Annotated in this window: 16 protein-coding genes and 3 pseudogenes; 12 read left to right on the plus strand and 7 right to left on the minus strand. The window is 68.3% G+C overall.

Annotated elements, in window-relative coordinates:
- Positions 1–213: 213 nt before the first annotated feature.
- Positions 214–732 (minus strand): annotated as a pseudogene (locus G6N20_RS22075) (PE family protein); the annotation flags it as partial.
- 732 nt (positions 733–1,464) lie between these two features.
- On the minus strand, positions 1,465–1,800 hold the full coding sequence (locus G6N20_RS02000) for a hypothetical protein (RefSeq protein ID WP_083047703.1): 336 nt from the start codon (positions 1,798–1,800) through the stop codon (positions 1,465–1,467).
- 325 nt (positions 1,801–2,125) lie between these two features.
- Here G6N20_RS02000 and G6N20_RS02005 point away from each other — a divergent pair.
- A pseudogene (locus tag G6N20_RS02005) lies at positions 2,126–3,397 on the plus strand (MFS transporter); the annotation flags it as partial.
- A gap of 24 nt (positions 3,398–3,421) precedes the next feature.
- Here G6N20_RS02005 and dapD read toward each other — a convergent pair.
- Positions 3,422–4,375 (minus strand): 2,3,4,5-tetrahydropyridine-2,6-dicarboxylate N-succinyltransferase, encoded by a 954-nt coding sequence (gene dapD / locus G6N20_RS02010; protein ID WP_142271994.1) that lies wholly within the window; start codon positions 4,373–4,375, stop codon positions 3,422–3,424.
- 90 nt (positions 4,376–4,465) lie between these two features.
- Between dapD and dapE the strand changes: the two genes are divergently transcribed.
- Positions 4,466–5,527 (plus strand): succinyl-diaminopimelate desuccinylase, encoded by a 1,062-nt coding sequence (gene dapE, locus G6N20_RS02015; RefSeq protein WP_083047699.1) that lies wholly within the window; start codon positions 4,466–4,468, stop codon positions 5,525–5,527.
- 97 nt (positions 5,528–5,624) lie between these two features.
- Here dapE and G6N20_RS02020 read toward each other — a convergent pair whose 3' ends face one another.
- Positions 5,625–7,820: an AAA family ATPase gene (locus G6N20_RS02020; RefSeq protein WP_083047697.1), complete on the minus strand. Its 2,196-nt coding sequence runs from the start codon at positions 7,818–7,820 to the stop codon at positions 5,625–5,627.
- 89 nt (positions 7,821–7,909) lie between these two features.
- Here G6N20_RS02020 and G6N20_RS02025 point away from each other — a divergent pair, with 89 nt between their 5' ends.
- The 9 genes and pseudogenes from G6N20_RS02025 (at position 7,910) to G6N20_RS02065 (ending at position 15,559) form a co-directional block, all read left to right on the plus strand.
- Complete coding sequence (locus G6N20_RS02025) at positions 7,910–8,467, plus strand: TIGR00730 family Rossman fold protein (RefSeq protein WP_083047695.1); 558 nt, start codon at positions 7,910–7,912, stop codon at positions 8,465–8,467.
- Between the two features lie 31 nt (positions 8,468–8,498).
- Positions 8,499–10,292 carry a long-chain-acyl-CoA synthetase FadD6 gene (fadD6, locus tag G6N20_RS02030; protein WP_083047693.1) on the plus strand — a complete coding sequence of 598 codons (1,794 nt, stop codon included), beginning with the start codon at positions 8,499–8,501 and terminating at the stop codon, positions 10,290–10,292.
- 2 nt (positions 10,293–10,294) lie between these two features.
- A pseudogene (locus G6N20_RS02035) lies at positions 10,295–10,618 on the plus strand (maleylpyruvate isomerase family mycothiol-dependent enzyme); the annotation flags it as partial.
- A gap of 124 nt (positions 10,619–10,742) precedes the next feature.
- Positions 10,743–12,014, plus strand: coding sequence for a triacylglycerol lipase LipY (gene lipY, locus G6N20_RS02040; RefSeq protein ID WP_083047691.1), 1,272 nt, complete (start codon positions 10,743–10,745; stop codon positions 12,012–12,014).
- 431 nt (positions 12,015–12,445) lie between these two features.
- Positions 12,446–13,270, plus strand: coding sequence for a dihydropteroate synthase (gene folP / locus G6N20_RS02045; protein WP_232065486.1), 825 nt, complete (start codon positions 12,446–12,448; stop codon positions 13,268–13,270).
- Entirely contained in the window at positions 13,267–14,247 is a 981-nt protein-coding gene (locus tag G6N20_RS02050; RefSeq protein ID WP_083047688.1) for a glucosyl-3-phosphoglycerate synthase, read from the plus strand. Before folP ends, G6N20_RS02050 begins: the two co-directional genes overlap by 4 nt.
- Before the next feature lie 38 nt (positions 14,248–14,285).
- Entirely contained in the window at positions 14,286–14,648 is a 363-nt protein-coding gene (locus G6N20_RS02055) for a DivIVA domain-containing protein (protein ID WP_083047686.1), read from the plus strand.
- Positions 14,645–15,277 carry a DNA-3-methyladenine glycosylase I gene (locus tag G6N20_RS02060; RefSeq protein WP_083047684.1) on the plus strand — a complete coding sequence of 211 codons (633 nt, stop codon included), beginning with the start codon at positions 14,645–14,647 and terminating at the stop codon, positions 15,275–15,277. The genes G6N20_RS02055 and G6N20_RS02060 overlap by 4 nt, the downstream gene beginning before the upstream one ends.
- A 114-nt stretch (positions 15,278–15,391) precedes the next feature.
- A complete protein-coding gene (locus G6N20_RS02065) occupies positions 15,392–15,559 on the plus strand; it encodes a DUF3117 domain-containing protein (protein ID WP_083047717.1) in 168 nt (55 codons plus the stop codon).
- Between the two features lie 24 nt (positions 15,560–15,583).
- Here G6N20_RS02065 and glgA read toward each other — a convergent pair whose 3' ends face one another.
- Positions 15,584–16,747, minus strand: a complete 1,164-nt coding sequence (gene glgA, locus G6N20_RS02070) for a glycogen synthase (protein ID WP_083047682.1) — start codon at positions 16,745–16,747, stop codon at positions 15,584–15,586.
- A gap of 239 nt (positions 16,748–16,986) precedes the next feature.
- On the opposite strand from glgA, the gene glgC reads away from it, so the two are divergent.
- On the plus strand, positions 16,987–18,201 hold the full coding sequence (gene glgC / locus G6N20_RS02075) for a glucose-1-phosphate adenylyltransferase (protein ID WP_083047680.1): 1,215 nt from the start codon (positions 16,987–16,989) through the stop codon (positions 18,199–18,201).
- Positions 18,202–18,283: 82 nt separating this feature from the next.
- Here the strand turns inward: glgC and G6N20_RS02080 are convergent, their stop codons facing one another.
- Positions 18,284–19,972 (minus strand): CocE/NonD family hydrolase, encoded by a 1,689-nt coding sequence (locus G6N20_RS02080; RefSeq protein WP_083047678.1) that lies wholly within the window; start codon positions 19,970–19,972, stop codon positions 18,284–18,286.
- 65 nt (positions 19,973–20,037) lie between these two features.
- A complete protein-coding gene (locus tag G6N20_RS02085) occupies positions 20,038–20,712 on the minus strand; it encodes a methyltransferase family protein (RefSeq protein WP_083047676.1) in 675 nt (224 codons plus the stop codon).
- Between the last annotated feature and the right edge of the window lie 27 nt (positions 20,713–20,739).

Below are 20,739 nucleotides of genomic sequence, written 5' to 3' on the forward strand. Positions count from 1 at the left end.
GGCGGTGCCGGAGCTGATTGCCATGCCGCCTGGCCCGCCGTTGCCGCCGCCGCCGAACAACCCGCCGGCTCCACCGGCGCCACCCGCGCCGCCATTGAGCGAGGCGACGTTATTCGTGAAGCCGCCCGCGCCGCCGGCCCCGCCGCTGCCCCCGAGCCACCCGCCGGTCCCGCCGTTGCCGCCGGCCCCGCCCACGCCTGTCAGTGAGGGCCCGCCGGCCCCACCCGCGCCGCCGGCGCCCCACAGGCCGGCGGCCCCGCCATCCCCGCCCTTGAGGCTTTCCGCACCCGAGCCGCCGTTGCCGCCGTTACCGAACAACCAGCCGCCGGGAGCACCGTTTGCCCCGCTTCCCGGGGCACCGTTGGCGCCGTTACCGATCAGCGGACGCCCGGTCGCGGCCAGGAACGCCCCGTTGATCGGGCCGAGCACGCCTTCCCCGATGGCCGCGGCGCCGGAGGCCTCCGCGGTGGCATACGACTGCGCACCCGCGGTCAGGGCCTGCGCGAACTGGGCATGAAACGCCGCCACCTGCGCGCTGGCCACCTGGTATTGCTGGCCGTGGTCGGAGAACAGCGCCGCGATGGCCGCGGACACCTCGTCTTCGGCGGCGGCCAGCAGGCCGGTGGTCTGGGCCGCCGCGGCGGTGTTGGCCGCGTTGAGCGCCGAGCCGAGGCTCACCAAATCCCCGGCCGCCGTCCCTACCGCCTCCGGCAGCGCGATCACGAATGACATCAGACACCCTCCAATACGTCGTGACGTGTGGTCACACCGATCCGGGAGTGTCCGTCGTCTCGACGAATCGGTAGCCCCCAAAGCCTAAGACCACCGGGGCCAAAAAGCAGCAATGTGCTGCATACTCTTTAGCGTCAATTTCCGAAGTCGAAGAGTCCGCCAGCGGTTAATATACATCAGCCGTGATGCCCCGAACTCTAACTCTTGGGCATTATGCACAATGGACCGGCGGTTTTGTTGGTCAAAATGCGCCGGCCTCGATCGACCGGCCGCGGCAACCGGCCTCGCCAGCGCTGTCAGCACATACGACACCGCCGACCCGCGGCCCCGTCCTCCGACCCGGGCAGCCGGCTACGGCGCACTGGGGCCGATGAGCGTCGCCAACCTCGAAGCCGGAGCTCTTGAGCGATTTTGATGATTGTCGCTACCGGCCCTGAGGTTAATCAGATATCAGGTGTTTCTGACTTAACCGCAGAGGTGGCGTGAGAAATTGCCCAACTCATGGCCTCTCCCCGGTGGGGTTGGTGGTGGCGTGGCGGTGGTGGTCGAGCCGCCGTTGGTGGCTGCGCTCAAGTGCGTCGCGGCGGACGGCAGGCGGGCCGGGACACCTGCTGGGCGGGCTGTCCGTGGGCCACATAGGTGGCGGTGGGCTCAGCCGCATCGTGCGCGTCCCGCCCCGCGCCGCGTGTGCCGCGGACAGCGGATCCCGGCCGCCCGCTAGCGCCACATCCGTTACGGCACCAGCGCCCAGAATGGATGGGTGATCGACCAGACCGGGTGTGTGAGGTCATCGGTGTAGTGGTACACCGGGTGGTCCGGCGGCGGGACCGGGTGCAGGGGCGCCGCCGGGTGCAGCGGCGGGACCGGGTGCAGGGGCGCCGCCGGGTGCAGGGGCGCTGCCGGGTGCAGGGGCGCCGCCGGGTGCAGGGGCGCCGCCGGGTGCATCGGACCCGGGATCGGTTGCTGCCCCGGGGCGGCGGAGGCGACCGCGGGTCCCGCCAGGGCCCCGGCCAGTGACAGGCCGGCGGCGCACAGAACACCCGCGGACAAGGCGCGCAGCTTCAACATCGTCAAGCTCCCTTCACGAGTTGCCGGCGGCGGGGGGATCACCACCCACCACGGCTAATTGTCATCACTGGTTGACAATTGGAGGCTAAGGCCATCCCCGTCATATTGTCAACCGCGATTGACTGATCCGGTGTCTGCGTCCGGCGGCACGTCGCGATGACCGGTGCCCCATGCTGGTGACGCTCGGCGTGCCAAGCCAGGGCTGCGTCGACGCGCAGGATATTGCCAGCATTTTCCCCAGGCGATACCGCGTCCGGTCGCCTACCGTCGTCGTGTGCAAACGAGGACGACCGGCGCGGGGAGAACCACCACAGCCGGCACACCGATGAAACGGGTGGCCGTCGCATGCCTTGTCGGCACGGCGATCGAGTTCTACGACTTCCTTGTTTACGGCACCGCCGCGGCGCTGGTCTTTCCCACCGTGTTCTTCCCGCATCTGGGTCCGGCGGTGGCCACGATCGCCTCGATGGGGACGTTCGCCACGGCCTTTCTGTCCCGGCCGGTGGGTGCGGCGGTGTTCGGGCACTTCGGAGACCGGCTGGGTCGAAAGAAAACCCTGGTCGCCACGCTGCTGATCATGGCGGTGTCGACGGTGGCCGTCGGCCTGGTTCCCAGCACCGCGGCCATTGGCGCGGCGGCCCCGCTGATCCTGGTCGCCCTACGGTTACTGCAAGGACTTGGCGTCGGCGGCGAGTGGGCCGGATCGGCGTTGCTCAGCGCTGAGTCCGCGCCCGCCCGCCAACGCGGCCGATACGGCATGTTCACCCTGGTCGGCGGTGGCGTCGCGGTCTTGCTGACCAGCCTGACCTTCCTCGGCGTGAACCACACCATCGGCGAAAACAGCCCAGCGTTCATGCAGTGGGGGTGGCGCATACCGTTTCTGATCAGCGCGGCCCTGATCGTCATCGCCTTGTATGTGCGGCTCAACATCAACGAGACTCCGGTGTTTGCGCTCGAGAAAACCCGGGCAAGAAATAGCGATGTGGCCCCTCGAGCACCGATCACCGAGCTGCTGCGCCTGCAGCGCCGGGAAATCGCCCTGGCCGCGGGCAGCGTCCTCGGTCTTTTCGGCTTCGTCTACCTGGCCAGCACGTATCTGCCCACCTACGCCCACACCCACCTGGGCTATTCCCGTGACATGGTCTTGTTCGTCGGCGTGCTGGGCGGGCTGGCCTGCATCCCGTGCGCCGCGTTGTCGGCCAGCCTGTGTGATCGCGTGGGCCGCCGTCGCGTCATGTTGTTCGGGTGGGCGGTGGGTCTACCCTGGTCGTTGGTTGTGATCCCGCTGATCGATACGGGTGATCCACTGCTGTTCGGTGTGGCGATCGTCGGCACGTTCGCGGTCGCCATGGGCGGCTCCGGACCGGTCACGGTGTTCATTCCCGAGCTGTTCGCCACCCGCTACCGCTACACCGGCACGGCGTTGGCGATGAACCTCGCCGGCGTCGCGGGCGGCGCTGTCCCGCCGCTGATCGCCGGCGCGTTGCTGGCGATCTACGGCGGCTGGGCGATCGGTCTCATGTTGGCCACCCTGGTGGTGGTCAGCCTGGCGTGCATCTACCTTCTGCCGGAAACCGACGGCACCGCGCTTGCGGCACAATGCATCCCAGACAGCGGGAAGTCAATTGGCGTGCAGCTCCTCGTTGAGCGCGACGCCCCGGCCGTCGCGGGCAACCACCTCGACCACCCCGGTCATGGAATTGCGGCGAAACAGCAGGTTGCTGCCGCCGGAGAGTTCGCGGGCCTTGACCGTGGTGCCGTCCGGCATCGTGACCTTGGTGCCGGCGGTGACGTACAGGCCGGCCTCGACCACGCAATCGTCACCTAAGGAGATGCCCAGGCCGGAATTGGCGCCCAGCAGACAGCGCTTGCCGATCGAAATGACTTGGGTGCCACCGCCGGACAGCGTGCCCATGATCGACGCACCGCCGCCGACGTCGGAGCCGTCGCCCACCACCACCCCCGCCGAGATCCGGCCCTCCACCATCGACGCGCCCAGGGTGCCGGCGTTGTAGTTGACGAAGCCCTCATGCATGACGGTGGTGCCCGGCGCCAGGTGGGCGCCCAGCCGCACCCGGTCCGCATCGGCGATGCGCACCCCGGTGGGCAGGACGTAGTCGACCATCCGGGGAAACTTGTCGACGCCGTACACCGTCACCGGTCCGCGGCGGCGCAACCGCGTGCGCACCGTTTCAAAGCCGTCGACGGCGCACGGCCCGTGGTTGGTCCAGACCACGTTGGTCAACACCCCGAACAGGCCGCCGGCGTTTAACCCATGCGGCGCCACCAGGCGATGCGACAGCAGATGCAGCCGCAGGTAGGCGTCGTGCGCGTCGGCGGCGACGTTGTCCAACGAGCCGATGATCGTGCGGACCGCAATGGTTTCGGTGCCACGGTCGTCGTCGCGGCCGACCAGCGCGGCCAGCTCGGCGGGGACGTCGGACGACGCGAGCCGCGTCGTGGCGCTGGTGCCCGATTCGGTCAGTTCCGGCGCGGGAAACCAGGTGTCGAGGACCGATCCGTCCGAGGCGAGCGTCGCCAAGCCAATGCCCGCTGCTCCTGTCACGGCGGTCAGGTTACTTCCCCCGGCGAGCAGACACAAAAGCCCCCATTTGCGGGCCGAAATGGGGGCTTTTGTGTCTGCTCGGCCAACTAGGCTGGGCCCGTGTTGGACTTGCGCGGGGATCCGGTCGAGTTGACCGCCGCGCTGGTCGACATCCCCAGCGTGTCCAGGAACGAGGCGCGCATCGCCGACGAGGTGGAGGCCGCACTACGCGCGCAGACGGCCGGCTTGGAGATCACCCGCAACGGCAACGCGGTGCTTGCCCGCACCCGGCTGAACCGGCCCTCGCGGGTGCTGCTGGCCGGGCACCTGGACACCGTGCCGCCGGCCGGCAACCTGCCTAGCCGCCTCGAGGGTGACGTGCTGCACGGCTGCGGCACCGCCGACATGAAATCCGGCGACGCGGTCTTCCTCCATTTGGCCGCCACCGTGGCCGAACCGGCGCATGACCTGACGATGGTGTTCTACGACTGCGAGGAAATCGAGTCGGCGGCAAACGGTTTGGGCCGCATCCAGCGCGAGCTGCCGGACTGGTTGGCCGCCGACCTGGCCATCCTGGGCGAGCCCACCGCCGGCTGGATCGAGGCCGGCTGCCAGGGCACCCTGCGGGTCGTCGTCAGCGCCACCGGAACCCGCGCACATTCGGCGCGTTCCTGGCTGGGCGACAACGCAATTCACAAACTGGGCGCCGTCCTGGACCGGCTGGCGAGCTACCGGGCACGCAGCGTCGACATCGACGGATGCACCTACCGCGAGGGTTTGTCGGCGGTGCGCGTCGACGGTGGCGTTGCCGGCAACGTGATTCCCGACGCGGCTTCGGTCACGGTCAACTTCCGCTTTGCCCCCGACCGATCGGTGGCCGCCGCACTGCAACACGTCCACGACGTGTTCGCCGGGCTCGATGTCCGAATCGAGCAGACCGACGCCGCGGGGGGCGCGCTGCCCGGCCTATCCCAGCCCGCCGCCAAGGCCCTGGTCGAAGCCGCCGGCGGGCGGGTGCGGGCGAAGTACGGCTGGACCGACGTGTCCCGCTTTGCGGCCCTGGGCATACCGGCGGTCAACTACGGGCCCGGTGATCCCAACCTGGCCCACCGCAGCGACGAGCGGGTCCCGGCAAGCCAGATCACCGCCGCGGTGGACATGCTGCGCCGCTACTTGGCCTAACCGCCCAACCGCGCCGACTGCGAATCTGACGACGCGACACGCCGTGGAGCCGTCGTGGGATTCACTCTCGGCGCAGGAAGCTACGAGCGCGGGGCGGCTATTGGCCGCGTTGCGCCTGCGCGGCGGCGTCGGCGGCGGCCGCATGCATCCCGATGGCCTCCAGGTCGTTGGACACCGCCCGCAGCGCCGCCGCGTCACCGGCCGCCAGCGCCTGCGCATGGGCCAGCGCCAGCCGGCCGACGGTGCAGTCGATCTCGCGGCACAGAAGGGCCAGCGGATGCACCGCGCGGGTGTCCCCGAGTCGGACGGCCTCGTGCCAAACGCGAAGCGCCACGGCCAGCTGGCCGCCGCGTTCGGCCATCCGCGCCGCCTCGCGGGCGGTGACCACCGCGCCCTGCCGGTCGCGCATGGCGGCCAACCGCCACGCCCGCGCCACACCCAGCTCCGGGGTGAACAGCGCCGACTTGGTTCCGTGCCGAAATTCCGCCCTGCTCAACGCTTTTGCGGTGGCAGCGGTGTCTCCGAGCTGGGCCAGCGCGGTGGCTAGCAGCATCATCGACAGCGGCCCCCACGAGTAGCCGGTGCGTTCCAGGGTGGCGGCCGACGGGCGCAGCAGCGCCGCCGCTCGGCCGAATTCACCTTCAGCGATCAACACGTGCGCCAGCAGCACCTCACCGATCGCGCGGCCGGGCTGCTGCAGTTCGGCGAAGTCGGTGAACTGCTGAGCGAGCTCGCGCGCCGCGTCCAGCCGACCGGCCAGCAACAGCGCGGTGGTCTGGGCCAACCCGGTGGTGAAGCGCAGCAATCCGGGATGCTCGGCGTCGAGCGCACGCTGCGCCAGCGGCTCAACGTCGTCGAGACGGCCCCGCCGCGCCGCGCACAGGGCCGCCGCGCTGGCCGCCCACGCCACCGCCTGATCGTCGGCCGACGGTGACACCAGCACCTCGCGGGCGATGTCGACGGCATGACCGACGTTGCCGGCGTTCATCGCGAAGGTCGCGCCGAGCGCGTCGAGGGTAATGCGCGCGGCGGGGTCCGACACCCGACCGCGGATGGTGCGAAGAAACGCGGTGGCCCGCTCCGGCTCGCTCAGCATCCAGAACTGATTGGCCGCGCGCAGCAGCGTCCAGTCCATCAGCTCCGGTTCGGACAACGCCGCGGAATCGACCGCCGCCAGCACCGCGTCGGCCTCGCGGCCACGGCCCTGCCACGCCAGGGCGTGCGCCAACGGCAGCCGCGCCGCCGGGCTATCGGAGCGCGCCAGCGCCGAGCGGGCCAGTCGTTCACCGAGCGTCAGATCGCCCAGCCGCAGCGCCTGCTGCGCGGCGGCGACGACCTCACCGAGCGGCTGGGGAACGTCGCTGTCCAGGGCCAGCGACGCCAGCCGCAACCTGTCGATGAGGTGCGCGGACGGATGTTGCGACAGCAGGGTGACCAGCTCGGTGCGCCGTCGTCGCGCACCTTCGTCGCCCAGCGCCGCCCGGGCGCGTGCGGCGAACAGCGGGTGGGCGGTGTAGACCACCGGCTCGTGCGCGCGTTCGCTGCGCACCCGGGTTTCCGCGGCGCCCAACTCCTCCGCCTGTCGCACGGCACCGTCGCCGGCGAGGACGGTGAGAGCGGCGAGCGACAGCGGCTCCTCGACCGCAAGATAGTCCAGCACCAACCGCGCCGCGGCAGGCAACTCGGCGATGAACTCGTCAACCTCGGCGGGGGTGGTCGCCCCGCCCGGCGGCTCGATGTCGATCCGCTCCAGCAGACCATCGGTCCACAGCGCCGCGATGGCCTCGGGCGCGGCCTCGGCGCGGGCGGTGACGATCATCCGGGCGGTGCCGGCCAGCGCAAGTTGGTACACCAGGGTGGCTGACAGGATGTCCAGGTCGTGGGCCTCGTCGACGATGAGCAGCAGATCGCCCCGCGGCACGCCGCGGCTCAGCGATGCCCGGGCCGCCCGCAACAGGGCGGCGGGCTTACCGATGTCGGCTATCTCTACCAAATGGCTGAAGGCGCCGAAGGGAACCACGCGCTCCGTTGGGGTGCCGATGACCCAGCGGGTCACCGCGGTCGGGCGTCGGCGGGAGAACCGTTCGGCGGCCAACCGGGCCAAGGTGGATTTGCCGACGCCGTCGGGTCCCAGTACGACGGCCCCGCCCGGCGACGATGCGGGCCGGGTGCGGCCCGTTTTGGAGCCGGGCAATTCGGCCCCGCCCGGACCGGGCCGCGCCGCGCCACCGAGGGCAACGTCGAGGTGCTCCAATGCGGCCGCGTGCTGCGGGACGTTCCACCGAATCGGCACTGCCAGATTTTATTGCCCTGCGATAACGGCCGCAGCGCGATGGGCCCAAACGTGCGCGGGTTCTGCGGCCTTGGTCTACGTTTCGGAGTATGCGCCCGAAACTCGTCGGCGAGTGGACGGTATGTGTATATTGCGCGGCCGGCCCGACTCACCCCGAATTGCTAGAGCTTGCCGCCGAGGTCGGAGAGGCGATCGCCGATCGCGGCTGGACGCTCGTCTGGGGCGGCGGCCACGTGTCGGCGATGGGTGCCGTGGCAACGGCGGCGCGGGCACGCCGGGGCCGCACCGTCGGCGTGATCCCGGAGATGCTGGTGCGTCGTGAGGTCGCCGACACCGATGCCGACGAGCTGATCGTGACCAGCACGATGCGCGAGCGTAAGCAGGTGATGGAAGACCGCGCCGACGCATTCCTTGTGCTACCGGGTGGTGTCGGCACGCTGGACGAGCTGTTTGACGCCTGGACCGCAGGCTATCTCGGCATGCACGGCAAACCGATCGTCATGCTCGACCCGTGGGGCCACTACGACGGCCTGCTGGTGTGGCTGAACGGATTGGTCGACACCGGTTACGTCTCCCAGGTGGCGATCGAGCGGCTGGTGGTGGTCGATAAGGTGGGCGCGGCGCTGGAGTCGTGCGCACCCGCGTGAGCGGGACTTCTCAGGACGAATCGAGGATCACGTGTCCGATCACGGCGCCGGAGCGCGCGCAACGGTCAAGCTGGCAGACGTCGCGACCCGGGTGCCGTCCGTCCTGGCCGACATCGGTTCGATCGTGCGCGGGGCGCTGACCGGGTTGCTCGCCCGGCCGCGGTCCCAGACGTCGATCGGCACCGTGTTCCAGGACCGGGCCGTCCGCTATGGCGACCGGGTCTTCCTGAAATTCGGCGACCGGCAGCTGACCTATCGCGAGGCCAACGCGACCGCCAACCGGTATGCGGCGGTGTTGGCCGCGCGCGGTGTCGGTCCACGCGACGTGGTCGGCATCATGCTGCGCAATTCGCCCAACGCGGTGCTGGCGATGCTGGCCGCCGTCAAGTGCGGCGCCATCGCCGGCATGGTGAACTACCACCAGCGCGGCGAGGTGCTGGCGCACAGCCTCGGTCTGCTGGACGCGAAGGTGTTGATCGCCGAGTCCGACCTGGTGAGCGCCGTCAGTGAAAGCGGTGGCTCGGCGGGGCCCGTAACCGGCGGCGTGTTGACCATCGCGGAGCTGGAGCGCTTGGCCGCAACCGCGCCCGCCACCAACCCGGCTACGGCGTCGGCGGTGCGGGCCAAGGACACCGCGTTTTACATCTTCACCTCAGGCACCACCGGATTGCCCAAGGCCAGCGTGATGACCCATCACCGATGGCTACGGGCGCTGGCCGTGTTCGGCGGAATGGGGCTGCGGCTGAAGGGCTCCGACACGCTCTACAGCTGCCTGCCGCTGTACCACAACAACGCGTTGACGGTGGCGGTGTCCTCGGTGCTCAATTCCGGGGCGACGTTGGCGCTGGGCACGTCGTTCTCGGCGTCACGGTTCTGGGACGAGGTAATCGCCAGCCAGGCCACGGCGTTCATCTACATCGGCGAGCTGTGCCGGTATCTGCTCAACCAACCACCCAAACCGACCGACCGCGCGCACCGGGTGCGAGTGATCGCCGGCAACGGGCTGCGCCCGGAGATTTGGGAAGAGTTCACGACGCGGTTCGGCATCCAGCGGGTGTGCGAGTTCTACGCCGCCAGCGAAGGCAACTCGGCATTCATCAACATCTTCAATGTGCCCAGGACCGCCGGTGTTTCGCCGCTGCCGCTGGCCTACGTGGAGTACGACCCCGATACCGGGGACCCGCTGCGGGACGAGCGTGGCCGGGTGCGCCGGGTGCCAGCCGGTCAGCCCGGCCTGTTGCTCAGCCCGGTCAACAGGCTGCAACCGTTCGACGGCTACACCGATCCGGCGGCCAGCGAAAAGAAGTTGGTGCGCAACGCTTTCCGCGACGGCGACTGCTGGTTCAACACCGGCGACGTGATGAGCCCGCAGGGCATGGGCCATGCCGCGTTCGTCGACCGGCTGGGCGACACCTTTCGATGGAAGGGAGAGAACGTCGCTACCACACAGGTGGAAGCCGCGCTGGCGGCCGACGCGGCCGTCGAAGAGTGCACGGTCTACGGCGTTGAGATTCCCCGCACCGGCGGCCGTGCCGGGATGGCCGCGGTAAAGCTGCGCGACGGGGCCGAGTTTGACGGACGCGCCCTGGCCCGGGCGGTGTATCGGCAGCTGCCCGGCTACGCGTTGCCGCTGTTCGTGCGGGTGGTGCCGGCGATGGCGCACACCACGACGTTCAAGAGCCGCAAGGTCGAGCTGCGTGAGCAGGCCTACGGCCCCGATGTCGAGGACCCGCTGTACGTGCTGGCCGGCCGCGACGACGGCTATGTGCCGTACTACGCCGAATATCCCGGCGAGGTCGCTGCGGGTAAGCGCCCTGCAGGCTAGCGGGCGGACCCACTGCGCAGCTTGACCTCGGCGAGATCACGGCCACCATGGGTTTCGTTGTCGGCGAGCTCGCCAAGGCGCCCGATGGTGCGCGCATCCTGTTCGGGTCCTGTTCGGGCTGACCGGCCCGCTGGCCCGCGCCATCCACGTCCGCGTTAACGGTCCGCGCTCAGGTGGTCGACGACTCCGGCGGAGACGATCCGACGGCGACGATTCGGCTGGACGGGCTGCGGTTCACCCGGCTTGCCGGTGGCCGCCCGATGAGCCCCGCACGGAGGCAGGACGTTGAGCTCGGTGGCGACAACGACCTGGCCGCCCATATCATCTGCAACCTAGTAATTCGTGCAAACCGCTACGTGACTCCTGAGCGCGGGCATAAGCTCCGGCTACTCGACGATCGGGTGTTGGCTGGGCAACTTGGTCGGTTGCCCCGGTGGTGGGAGCGGCGCGATGTCGTATGTGTTTGCGTTGCCGGAGATTATGTCCGCCGCGGCCACGGACGTGGCCTCGATTGGTTCGGTGGTCGCGTCGGCCAACCAGGGCGTGGCGGGTGCCACCACGGGGGTATTGGCCGCCGCCGAGGACGAGGTATCAGCGGCGATCGCGGCTGTGTTTTGCGCCCACGGCCAGGAATATCAAGCGCTCAGCACACAGGCCGCAGCTTTTCATGAGCAGTTTGTGCAGGCATTGACCGGGGCGGGTCGGGCGTATGCTGCCGCTGAGGCGGCCAATGCTCCGCTTTTGGAGGCCTTTGGGCGGGCCTTGCTAGGTGTTCAGCAAGAATTTCAGCAGACCACCACGGTGCTGGCAACCGGAGGATCCACCCGGGTGGCCAACACGAGCGTCGACATTCCGTCACTGGCAAACAACCTTAAAACCGCTGCGCTGTGGCCGGTAAAACCCCTCCTCAATTTGTCCGGACTCGAAACGCCACTTGCAGCGACAAATAATCCGCTTTGGCAGCTGCTCGAAGTCCCGCCGCTGGCGTGGTACATCGGCAACGCCCCGTCACCGTATTTGACTTGGCTAATGGGACAAACGGTCCAGTACGGCAGGTATGACGGGATGCGCGTCGTACAGATCACGCCGGCTCATCCAAGTGGCGAATACGTGGTTGCGATTCATGGTGGCGGGTTTATCCTGCCGCCCTCAATTTTCCACTGGATCAATTACTCGGTGACGGCCAACCTGACCGGCGCGACCGTGCAAGTGCCGATTTACCCCTTGGTGTGGCAAGGAGGCACCGCCGGCGTGGTTGTGCCCAAAATGGCGGGCCTCATCTCCTCGCAAATCGCTCAACACGGGGTCTCCAACGTCAGCGTGATCGGCGACTCCGCCGGTGGCAACCTCGCGCTAGCGGCCGTCCAATACCTGGTGAGCCAGGGTGACCCGGTACCGTCGTCCATGGTGTTGCTCTCTCCGTGGCTAGACGTAGGGACTGGGCAGATCGCCAGGCTCTGGGCAGGCAATCTTCCGGTGAACAACTATTTGGTGAGTCCGCTGTATGGGTCGCTGAGCGGACTTCCGCCGACATACGTCTACTCGGGTTCATGGGATCCACTCGAAGCCCAGGCGTCCGTCCTCCAGCGAGCAGCCCTCGCCCAAGGGGCCCCGTTCAGCTTCATACTGGCCAACTTCCAAATACACGACTGGGTTCTGTTCACCCCGGAAGGTTTGCTTTACTGGCCGCAGATCAACCAGCAACTCGGTATTGCGGCCTGATTGCCCTCGAGCAAGGCCGACCACGCACACGACTCCGAGCCCCATTAGGTCGAATGGCGTGCGCGCCTACGCTGCGGTTCCGGGTCCTGGTGGCAGGGGATGGCAGACGCCGACCCTGACGCCGGCAAGGCCCGAGAGCGAAACCGCAGCCCATAAGCCAAAGCCGAGGTAGAGCTGCGGGTTCAATTCCCGACAACTCCACCGAACTGGTGATGCGATGCGGAGGCGCGCCCACCGGGCGCCGGCCGGGCGAGCGGTATGTCGCACAGATCCGCGATGGGACGCTGTCCGCGATGGTGCTGCGCTATAGCTATAGGCGAGGCCTGCTGCGTCCAAGACCGGAGCGGGCTAGCCCCGCCGGGAGCAGGCACTATGGAGGCGTGCAGGCAACGCTGTGCGGCCGCCCGGTCGCAGGGGATCGCGCGCTGATCATGGCGATCGTCAACCGCACTCCAGATTCGTTCTACGACCGTGGTGCCACCTTCAGCGACCAGGCCGCGCGGGAAGCCGTTCATCGGGCCATCGGCGAGGGCGCCGACGTCATCGATGTCGGCGGCGTTAAGGCTGGCCCCGGCGACACCGTGGACGCCGACACCGAGATCGCCCGGGTGGTGCCATTCGTCGAGTGGCTTCGGGGTGCCTACCCGGACCAGCTGATCAGCGTCGACACCTGGCGCTCGGAGGTGGCCAGGCTGGCCTGCGCGGCGGGCGCGGACCTGATCAACGACACCTGGGGCGGCGTCGACCCCGCGATGCCCGAGGTGGCCGCCGAGTTCGGGGCGGGCCTGGTCTGTACGCACACCGGGGGAGCGCTGCCCCGCACCCGTCCGTTCCGGGTGAGCTATGGTACGACCACCCGTGGCGTGGTTGAGGACGTGATTCGCCAGGTCACCGCCTCCGCCGAGCGGGCGGTCGCGGCCGGGGTGGCCCGCGACCGGGTGCTGATCGACCCGGCCCATGATTTCGGCAAGAACACCTTCCACGGGCTGCTCCTGTTGCGACATCTGGCCGATCTTGTTATGACCGGGTGGCCCGTGCTCATGGCTTTGAGTAACAAGGACTTCGTCGGGGAGACTCTGGGCGTGGATGTGACCGAGCGGTTCGAGGGGACACTGGCGGCCACCGCGCTGGCGGCGGCCGCCGGGGCGCGCATGTTCCGGGTGCACCAGGTGGCGGCTACCCGGCGGGTGCTGGAGATGGTGGCCTCGATCCAGGGGACCCGTCCACCGGCACGGACGGTGAGAGGACTGGCATGACGGCATCGGAGCTGGTCGCAGGCGGCCTCACCGATGACGCGGTGCTCGCCGCGCGGCCCGGAGACACGTGGTGGTCCGACCGCACCTGGAACCGCCCCCGCTGGACGATCAGCGAGTTGGTAGCCGCCAAGGCCGGACGGACGGTCTCGGTGGTGCTGCCGGCCCTGAACGAGGCGGAAACCATCGAATCGGTGATCGACAGCATCTCACCGCTGGTTGATGGCTTGGTCGACGAACTGATCGTGCTGGACTCGGGCTCCACAGACGACACCGAGATCCGCGCCATCGCCGCCGGAGCCCGCGTCGTCAGCCGTGAACAGGCGTTGCCGGAGGTGCCGACCCGGCCCGGCAAGGGTGAGGCGTTGTGGCGGTCGCTGGCGGTCACCAGCGGCGACTTCGTGGTGTTCGTCGACTCCGATTTGATCGACCCGGACCCGATGTTTGTGCCGTGGCTGGTCGGCCCGCTGCTCACCGGCGACGGCATTCACCTGGTCAAGAGCTTCTACCGGCGCCCGCTCAATGTCGGCGACGCCAGCGGCACCGCGGGCGCCACCGGGGGCGGACGCGTCACCGAGCTGGTAGCGCGGCCGTTGTTGGCGGCGCTGCGGCCTCAGCTGGGCTGCCTGTTGCAGCCGCTGGGCGGTGAGTACGCGGCCAGCCGGGAGCTGCTGATGTCGCTGCCGTTCGCGCCGGGTTACGGCGTCGAGATCGGCCTGCTGGTGGACACCTTCGACCGGTTGGGGCTGGACGCGATCGCGCAGGTGAACCTGGGCGTGCGCGCGCACCGCAACCGGCCGCTGGCCGAGCTGGGCGCGATGAGCCGCCAGGTCATCGCGACCCTGCTCTCCCGGTGCGGGATCCCCGACTCCGGGATTGGGTTGACCCAGTTCTTTGCGGGCGGTGACGGCTTCACCCGGCACACCTGGCCGGTGTCGCTGGCCGATCGGCCGCCGATGAACGTGCTCCGGCCTCGGTGATATCGGGGCTGTCGGTGGCATAAGGCAATATCGAGCACGTGGCGTTGGTGTTGCTGTATCTGGTGGTTCTGGTCCTGATCGCGATCGTGCTGTTCGGCGCGGCGAGCCTGCTGTTCGGCCGCGGCGAGCAACTGCCGCCGCTGCCGCGGGCGACCACGGCGACGGCGCTGCCCGCGTTCGGTGTTACCGGTGCCGACGTCGACGCCGTCAAGTTCACCCAGACGCTGCGGGGATACAAGACCAGCGAGGTGGACTGGGTGTTGGACCGACTCGGGCGCGAGCTCGACGCGTTGCGCGGCGAGCTGGCGGCGATCCGTGCGGCCGACACGAAGATCGACACCGCCGGCGCGGACCGCTCCGACGACGAGTCCGTTGTCCCTGACCGTTCTGGCCCGACGTGAGTGACGACGGTCTGGTGCGCTGCGGCTGGGCGGATGCGGGGCCCGGGCCCGATACCGAGCTGTACCGCGAGTATCACGACCACGAGTGGGGCCGCCCGCTACGCGGCGGGGTGGCGTTGTTCGAGCGGATGAGCTTGGAGGCCTTCCAGAGCGGCCTGTCGTGGTTGATCATCCTGCGCAAGCGGGAGAATTTCCGGCGCGCCTTCTCGGGGTTCGACATCCAGACGGTCGCCGGCTACACCGACGCCGACGTGCGACGCCTGCTGGCCGACGAGGGAATCGTCCGCAATCGGGCGAAGATCGAGGCGACGATCGCCAACGCGCGTGCCGCGGCCGACTTGGGATCGCCGCAAGACCTGTCCGAGTTGCTGTGGTCGTTTGCGCCACCACCGCGGCCCCGGTTCGCCGATTTATCCGAAATCCCTTCGGCCACTGCGGAATCCAGGGCCATGGCTCGTGAACTGAAACGGCGTGGGTTCCGTTTCGTCGGGCCTACCACTGCCTATGCGCTCATGCAGGCCACCGGGATGGTCGACGATCATGTCCGCGCTTGCTGGGTGCCGCCAACAGCGTGGTGGCGCTCGAAGGCCGGGTCTTGTGCAGCCGTCGACCAGGATAGGGAACAATAGAGGGGTGATTTGGCAGTTCATTGTCGGGTATGGCTGGAATTCCACTGGCGGGGCATGCTCGGCGCCGACCAGGTCCGTGACCGCGGGCCAGCTCGAATCTGGAGGGAGCACTCGATGGCGGCGATGAAGCCCCGGACCGGCGACGGTCCTCTGGAAGCAACCAAGGAGGGGCGTGGCATCGTGATGCGGGTACCGCTCGAGGGTGGCGGTCGCCTCGTGGTCGAGCTGACGCCCGACGAAGCCGCCGCGTTAGGTGAGGAACTCAAGGGCGTGACCAGTTAGCCGATCGACGGCCACTGGTCGGCATTACTGGCAGACCTTGCGGTAGATGTCCAGTGTCTGCTCGGCGACGTGTGTCCAGGAGAATTCTTCGATGCAACGCTGACGTCCCGCTCGGCCGTAGTGTTCGGCTTTCGCCGGATCGGCGATGAGGGCGTTGACCGCCTCGGCCAGCCCGGCCTGGTAGCCGGTCGGGTCGTCGGGGTCGTAATGCACCAGCGAGCCGGTGACTCCGTCGGCGACCACTTCGGGTATCCCCCCGACGTCGGAGGCCACCACCGCCGTCGCGCAGGCCATCGCCTCCAGGTTGACGATGCCCAGCGGCTCGTAGATCGAGGGGCATACGAAAACTGTTGCTGCCGAGAGTATTTCACGGAGCTTTCCGATGGACAACACGTCGCGGACCCAGAACACACCGGTCCGGCTGCGGGCCAGCTCGGCTACCGCGGACCGCACCTCGTCGGCTATCTCCGGGGTGTCGGGCGCGCCGGCGCACAGTACCAGCTGCGCGTCGGGGTTGAATCGGTGCGCGGCCGCCACCAGGTGTGCGACGCCTTTTTGCCGGGTGATCCTCCCGACGAATGCCACCATCGGCCGGTTTGGCTCGACCCCGAGTTCGGCCAGAACCGACCCCGTGGGCGGGGGCCCGGCCGGATGCCAAACCTCGGTGTCGATCCCGTTCCGGATCACGTGGACCACGCTCGGTTCCAGCTGGGGGTAAGCCCGCAACATGTCGTCACGCATGCCGCAGCTGACCGCGATGACGGCGTCGGCGGCCAGCACCGCGGTGCGCTCCACCCATGACGACACCCGGTAGCCGCCGCCGAGCTGCTCGGCCTTCCACGGTCGCATCGGTTCAAGCGAATGGGCGGTCAGAACATGGGGTATGTCGTGTAGCAATGCGGCCAGATGTCCGGCCAGGCCGACGTACCAGGTGTGTGAATGTACGACGGTGGCCGCGTGCGCGGCATGGGCCATCACCAGGTCTGCCGACAGGGTGGACAGTGCCGCGTTGGCGCTGCGTAGCCGCGGGTCGGGTTGATGGGCGAATGCGCCTGGGCGGGGCGCGCCCATGCAGTGCACGTCCACCGCGCAGAGTCGGCGCAGCTGGGCCACCAGTTCAGTGACATGTACCCCGGCCCCACCGTACACCTCCGGTGGGTACTCCCGAGTCATCATCGCCACCCGCATGAGGGCACCGTAGTTCGGCGACGATGCGGCCCGCGCGGCGGGCCGTTGTGGGGGTCGTCGCCGGCGCGCGGGGGAGAGCCGGACCGTTGGGCCTGGAGACGGGCCTGGCGGGGCCGTCGACCGTGGCCGCGAGCTGGCCAAATACCTTGACGGACAGCCTGTCAGCACAGGGCGTAGCGAGGGGCGGTCGAACCGGTTGCCACTGGCAGCGCTTCGTAGGGGCCGATAGGTTTGAGGCCATGAGGGAAGTGCCACACGTGCTGGGCATCGTTTTGGCCGGCGGTGAGGGCAAGCGGCTTTATCCGTTGACGGCGGACCGGGCCAAGCCCGCGGTTCCCTTCGGTGGCGCCTATCGGCTGATCGATTTCGTGCTCTCCAACCTCGTCAATGCCCGGTATCTGAGGATCTGCGTTCTCACCCAATACAAGTCGCATTCCCTGGACCGACACATTTCGCAGAACTGGCGGTTGTCCGGTCTGGCCGGCGAATACATCACCCCCGTTCCGGCGCAGCAGCGTCTGGGCCCGCGCTGGTACACCGGGTCGGCTGACGCGATCTATCAGTCGCTGAATTTGATCTATGACGAAGATCCGGACTACATCGTCGTTTTCGGCGCCGATCACGTGTACCGGATGGATCCCGAACAGATGGTCCGGTTCCACATCGACAGCGGCGCGGGCGCCACAGTGGCAGGCATCCGGGTTCCGCGTGCCAACGCCAGCGCGTTCGGCTGCATCGAAGCCGACGAATCCGGCCGTATCCGCAACTTCGTCGAGAAGCCCCTGGAGCCGCCCGGAACCCCCGATGACCCTGACACCACGTTCGTCTCGATGGGCAATTACATCTTCACCACCAAGGTGCTCATCGACGCGATTCGCGCCGACGCCGATGACGACCATTCGGACCACGACATGGGTGGCGACATCATTCCCCGATTGGTGGCCGACGGGATGGCCGCGGTTTATGACTTCAACGACAACGATGTGCCCGGGGCCACCGACCGCGACCGGGGTTATTGGCGTGACGTGGGGACGCTGGACGCGTTCTACGACGCACACATGGACCTGGTGTCGGTGCATCCGGTGTTCAACCTGTACAACAAGCGCTGGCCGATCCGCGGCGAATCGGAGAACCTGGCGCCGGCGAAATTCGTCAACGGTGGCTCCGCTCAGGAGTCGGTGGTCGGTGCGGGCAGCATCATCTCGGCGGCCTCGGTGCGCAACTCGGTGCTGTCGTCGAACGTCGTGGTCGACGACGGTGCCATCGTGGAGGGCAGCGTGATCATGCCGGGTACCCGGGTCGGCCGTGGCGCGGTGGTACGCCACGCGATCCTGGACAAGAACGTCGTCGTCGGCCCCGGCGAGATGGTCGGGGTGGACCTGGAAAAGGACCGGGAACGCTTCGCGATCAGCGCCGGCGGTGTGGTCGCGGTGGGCAAGGGCGTCTGGATCTAAGGGCCCGCCGAGCGCCACGAGCAGACGCAAAGGTGCCCATTTCGGACCGAAAATGGGGGCTGTTGCGTCTGCTCGCGCAATCTCAGGGGACCTCGGGTATCAGCAGATGCGCGTTGTAACGCGGGCCCCAGCGCAGCGTGACCAGACCCCGCGGCGGGTCAGGGTAGGCCGCCGGGAACTGGCCGGTGAGCGGGTTGCGGGGGGACAGCCAGCGCCCGGCGACCACCAGCCGCAGTTGCTCGCCGGCGCGAAACAGTGTCGCCGACGGGCCAAGCGCGACATCGATCGCGACCACCTCGCCGGCGGTGAGCGGTTGCTCCCGGGCGAATGTCGGCACCGGCTCCCACGGCGTGGAGAGCTCGGGATCCAGCTCACGCAGCAGGACTCGCTGCCAGCCGGTGGTTACCCGGTCACGGCCATAGCCGTACGACCCCTCGAACGGAACGAACTTCCCATTGCGCCACTTTTCCACTCCGACGAACAGGTTCGCGTCGTCGCAGCCATCCAGCTGGACCCAAAGCCGCGCCGCCATCGGGCCGGTCAGCTCGATGTCTTCAGGGATCGTCCAGGTGAACGCTGCTGCACGAGAATGAGTTTCGAACGTGATGCTGCCCGCCGTCGACGGCGGTTCGGTTGCTAGCACTCCCGCCCCGGCGAGATACAGTGGCCGCCAACGTGTGCTGGGCAGTGGCCACTGGGTCTCTTCCCGCACCGCGGCGATGGTGTCGCGATCTTCACGCACCTCGAGGCGAACACTGCGTGACCCCTGGGCACCGTCGAGCACGTCTTGGAAAAACTTCAGCTGCTCGGCCAACGCGGTTTCCGAGTAGAACGTTGCCCATTTGCCGCCCCGATGGGTGTAGAGCCGGGCATGGCCGGAGCCGGCGTGAGTGAATGCCCGAAACGAACCGCGGCTGTGCAGGTTGTTGTCCGAGAAGCTGCCGCAGACCAGCATCGGGACCCGGATCGCTGACAGGTCCGGCACCAGCGAGCGCCAGAATTCGTCGCGCAACGGGTGCTGCTGCTGCATCCGCTCCAGGTCGAAGGTCTGCCGTGTGCGGCGGCGCACACCGCGTGCCCACAACCGGGTGAAACCGGCCTCTCGAACGCCGCCCGGAAAGGTCAGGTCGCGGTAGGCGTCGGTAAAACCTTCCCACGGGCAGATGGCCCGCAATGCCGGCGGCCGCAGCGCGGCCACCGCGTATTGGCTGATCGCCAGGTACGACACCCCGAGCATGACGACCCGCCCGTCACTCCACGATTGGTTGGCTAGCCACTGCACCAGGTCGTAGGTGTCCTCGGCTTCCTGGCGCGACAGCAGGTTCCCGGTGCCGTCGGAGCGGCCGCAGCCGCGCAGGTCGGCATTGACCACGACGAAGCCGCGCGTGGTCCACCATGCCGGGTCGGGGGCCTCCCAGCCGGTCAGGGCCGAGAAGGTCACCGGTGTCGGTTGGCGCAGCGCCCGGTACTGCGGCGAGAACGTCCACCGGTTACGCCTCCGGGTCGGCAGATCATCCTTGCCGTAGGGGTGGATGCTGAGAATCACTGGACGGGCCCGGACATCGTCGTGGGCCCGGCGGAAGACGTTGATCCGCAACACCGTTTCGTCTCGGGTCGGCACTTCGACGTCGCGCTCGACGACGATGCCCGGCGGTGGGTCGGTGACGGTGACGGGGGGCTTGACGATCCGGCGGACCCGTCCCAGTGCATACCGGAGTGCGCCGGGACGCCGCCACGGCCGGTCCAGGGCGGGTGCCGGATCTCGGGCCACGTCCGATACCTTAAGACGTGCCGGCTTGGCGGCAAATCGATAATCCGCCGGTGCGATCGGAATCCCTACCAGACGTGGGGCACCAGTCGATAGCGCACCCGCTCCCGGTATTCGCGGTAGCCGCTGAGTTCCTGGGTGAGCAGCTTCTCCTCGTCGAGGATCCGGAGCACCAGCACCGAAACGCTTGGGATGAGCATGAGGAGCCCCCAGTATGAGCCCAGGGCCAGCGGTATGCCCACCATCAGGACCACGCTGGCGGCATACATCGGGTGCCGGACGAACCCGTAGAGACCGCGGGAGGCGACGGTCTGGCCCGTCTCCACCGTGACGGTGGAGGCCGCATAGCTGTTCTGGACAACCACCAGCATGCTGGCAGACAGGCCGGTCACTATCAGGATGTCGCCAATGACGGAGAGCCACATGGGCGCCGACGACCAGCCGAAACGATGGTCAACCGCGCTTAACCCCACCATCGCGAGCAGCACCAGGAAGATGCCGAGGACGAGGATCTTTTGAATTGGCCTGGTTTCCGCCAGGGGACCACCACGCATGCGTCGCTGCAGCGCCGCCGGGTCCGTCCGGGCCAGGTAGCCGCTGGGGACGATTGTCGCGAGCGTGAACACTGCGATGAAAACCCATGCCTGCCAATAGTTCAGCGTGCCCGCCGGCCAGAACAGGATCAACCCGACAACGACGATTCCCACAAGTCCGTATATCAGTGCCTTTAGCCCCATTTTCATGTCCCCTCCTGATGCTCGGACTGCTCG

The organism is Mycobacterium shinjukuense, from assembly GCF_010730055.1.
GTDB classification, from domain to species: Bacteria; Actinomycetota; Actinomycetes; order Mycobacteriales; family Mycobacteriaceae; genus Mycobacterium; species Mycobacterium shinjukuense.

Coding starts and splice junctions, on each gene's coding strand:
- G6N20_RS02000 (WP_083047703.1), bottom strand. CDS start 1,800: ATGTTGAAGCTGCGCGCCTTGTCCGCGGGTGTTCTGTGCGCCGCCGGC.
- G6N20_RS02025 (WP_083047695.1), top strand. CDS start 7,910: ATGCGCCCGAAACTCGTCGGCGAGTGGACGGTATGTGTATATTGCGCG.
- lipY (WP_083047691.1), top strand. CDS start 10,743: ATGTCGTATGTGTTTGCGTTGCCGGAGATTATGTCCGCCGCGGCCACG.
- folP (WP_232065486.1), top strand. CDS start 12,446: ATGGCGATCGTCAACCGCACTCCAGATTCGTTCTACGACCGTGGTGCC.
- G6N20_RS02050 (WP_083047688.1), top strand. CDS start 13,267: ATGACGGCATCGGAGCTGGTCGCAGGCGGCCTCACCGATGACGCGGTG.
- G6N20_RS02065 (WP_083047717.1), top strand. CDS start 15,392: ATGGCGGCGATGAAGCCCCGGACCGGCGACGGTCCTCTGGAAGCAACC.
- glgA (WP_083047682.1), bottom strand. CDS start 16,747: ATGCGGGTGGCGATGATGACTCGGGAGTACCCACCGGAGGTGTACGGT.
- glgC (WP_083047680.1), top strand. CDS start 16,987: ATGAGGGAAGTGCCACACGTGCTGGGCATCGTTTTGGCCGGCGGTGAG.
- G6N20_RS02085 (WP_083047676.1), bottom strand. CDS start 20,712: ATGAAAATGGGGCTAAAGGCACTGATATACGGACTTGTGGGAATCGTC.